The sequence below is a fragment of the Hydrogenibacillus schlegelii genome, assembly GCF_001653195.1.
Lineage (GTDB): Bacteria > Bacillota > Bacilli > Thermicanales > DSM-22653 > Hydrogenibacillus > Hydrogenibacillus schlegelii.
On sequence record NZ_JXBB01000050.1, the window covers coordinates 1 to 2,135 of the forward strand.

Annotated in this window: 2 protein-coding genes; both read right to left on the reverse strand. The window is 66.8% G+C overall.

Annotation, left to right across the window (positions count from 1 at the left end):
* Positions 1-52: 52 nt before the first annotated feature.
* On the reverse strand, positions 53-1,087 hold the full coding sequence (dmpG, locus tag SA87_RS10210) for a 4-hydroxy-2-oxovalerate aldolase (protein WP_066202658.1): 1,035 nt from the start codon (positions 1,085-1,087) through the stop codon (positions 53-55).
* Between the two features lie 169 nt (positions 1,088-1,256).
* On the reverse strand, positions 1,257-2,135 hold an 879-nt coding region (locus SA87_RS10215; protein ID WP_245637716.1), incomplete at its 5' end, for an acetaldehyde dehydrogenase (acetylating).

Below are 2,135 nucleotides of genomic sequence, written 5' to 3' on the forward strand. Positions count from 1 at the left end.
AAGGTCGGTCATCGGTTCCCCTCCATCGGCCGCGGGAACTCATCCGCCGCCCTCAGCGGGCGGCGGCGGCTTCTTTTTGTTTTTTGAGCGCCAGGGCGACGTCGAGGATCATGTCTTCCTGGCCGCCGACGACTTTTTTCTTGCCAAGTTCGACGAGGATGTCCCGGGCGTCGACGCCGAACTGTTCCGCCGCCCGGTAGGCGTGCAGGAGGAAGCTGGAGTAGACGCCGGCGTAGCCTAAGGTGAGGCTCGCCCGGTCGATCTCGACGAGCCGGGGCACCCGGGGCCGGAGGACGTCTTCGGCGGCGTCCATCGCTTTGTAGAGGTCGAGCCCCGTCTCGAGGCCCCGCTTCGCCGCCGCGGCGGCAAACACTTCGAGGGGGGTGTTCCCGGCGCCGGCGCCGAGGCCCTTTAAGCTCGCGTCGATCCGGGTCGCGCCGGCGTCGACGGCGGCAAAGGAGTTGGCGATGGACAGGCCGAGGTTGTGGTGGGCGTGAAAGCCGACTTCGACGGTGTCCGGAAGCGCCTCCCGCAGGGCCTTGACGCGGGCGTAGGCGTCTTCGGGCAGCATCGCGCCGGCGGAGTCGACGACGTAGACGACGTCGGCGCCGTAGCTGGCCATGAGCCGCGCCTGGTGGGCGAGATCTTCCGGCGCGAGCATGTGGGCCATCATGAGGAAGCCGACGACTTCCAGGCCCAGCTTTTTCGCTTCCCGCATGTGCTGCTCGGAGATGTCCGCTTCGGTGCAGTGCGTGGCGATGCGGATGGTCTCGACGCCGAGTTTCTGGACCCGCTTCATGTCTTCGATGATGCCGATGCCGGGAAGCAGGAGCGCGGTCAGGCGGGCGCGCCGGACGACCTCCCGGGCAGCCCGGATGAGGTCGTCTTCGTTTTCTTTGGCAAAGCCGTACTGGATCGTCGAGCCGCCAAGGCCGTCGCCGTGGGAGACTTCGATGTGGCTTACGCCGACGTCGTCGAGGGCCGCGGCGATGGCCCGGACGTCGTCGACGCTGAACTGGTGCCGGATGGCGTGCATGCCGTCCCGAAGTGTGACATCGGTGACGGCGATGCGCGGCGCCTTTGGCATGTGCTTCCCCGCCTTTCTGGAAGGTTTTGTTCGCCGGCCCCCTGGGCAAGCGGCGGTCCGGAAGGCGTCCGCCGCTTGGCGCCGACATTTGTCGGTTGGGACCGGTTCGACCGGCGCGTTCCGCCCGATTCGCCGAAGCGCCCGGCGCACAAGCCGCCCGCGCCGGCGCTTACGCTTTCTCCTCGACGAGGGCCAGGCGGTGCTTGGCGATCTCTTCGCCGACCTTGACGGCGGCGGTCGTCATGATGTCGAGGTTGCCGGCGTAGACGGGGAGAAAATCGCCGAGGCCCTCGACTTCGACGGAGACGCTCACGACGCCGTCGCGGTAGACGATGTCGCGGTTCAGGCGGTAGCCCGGCACGTACGTCTGGATGTAGGCGACCATGTCGTGGATCGATCGTTCGATTTTGTCCAGAGTCTCGCGGTCGACGTCGCCGACGAGGCTGTAGACGGTGTTCCGCATCATGATCGGCGGCTCCGCCGGGTTCAGGATGATGATCGCTTTGCCCTTCTTCGCCTTGCCGACGACCTCGAGCGCCTTGGCGGTGGTGACGGTGAATTCGTCGATGTTCTGCCGCGTCCCGGGACCGGCGCTCTTGGAGGCGATGGTGGCGACGATCTCGGCGTACTGCACGGGCACGACACGCCCGACGGCGTAGGTGATCGGCACGGTCGCCTGCCCGCCGCAGGTGATCATGTTGATGTTGGGAGTGTCGAGGTGCTCGCCGAGGTTCACCGCCGCGGAGACGTACGGACCGCGGGCCGCCGGGGTGAGGTCGATCACCTGAATGCCGTGTTCCTGGAGCAGTTTCCAGTTCCGAATGTGCGCCTTGGCGCTCGTGGCGTCAAAGGCGAGATCCGGCCGCACGCCGGCCTCAAGCGCCTGCTTGAGGCCGGCGTCGAACGTCTCAAGGCCGAGGGAGCGGGCCCGCTTCAGGCCCTCGGATTCCGGATCGATGCCGATCATCCACACCGGTTCGAGATACGGGCTGCGGAACATTTTGTACATGAGGTCGGTGCCGATGTTCCCCGACCCGATGATCGCCAC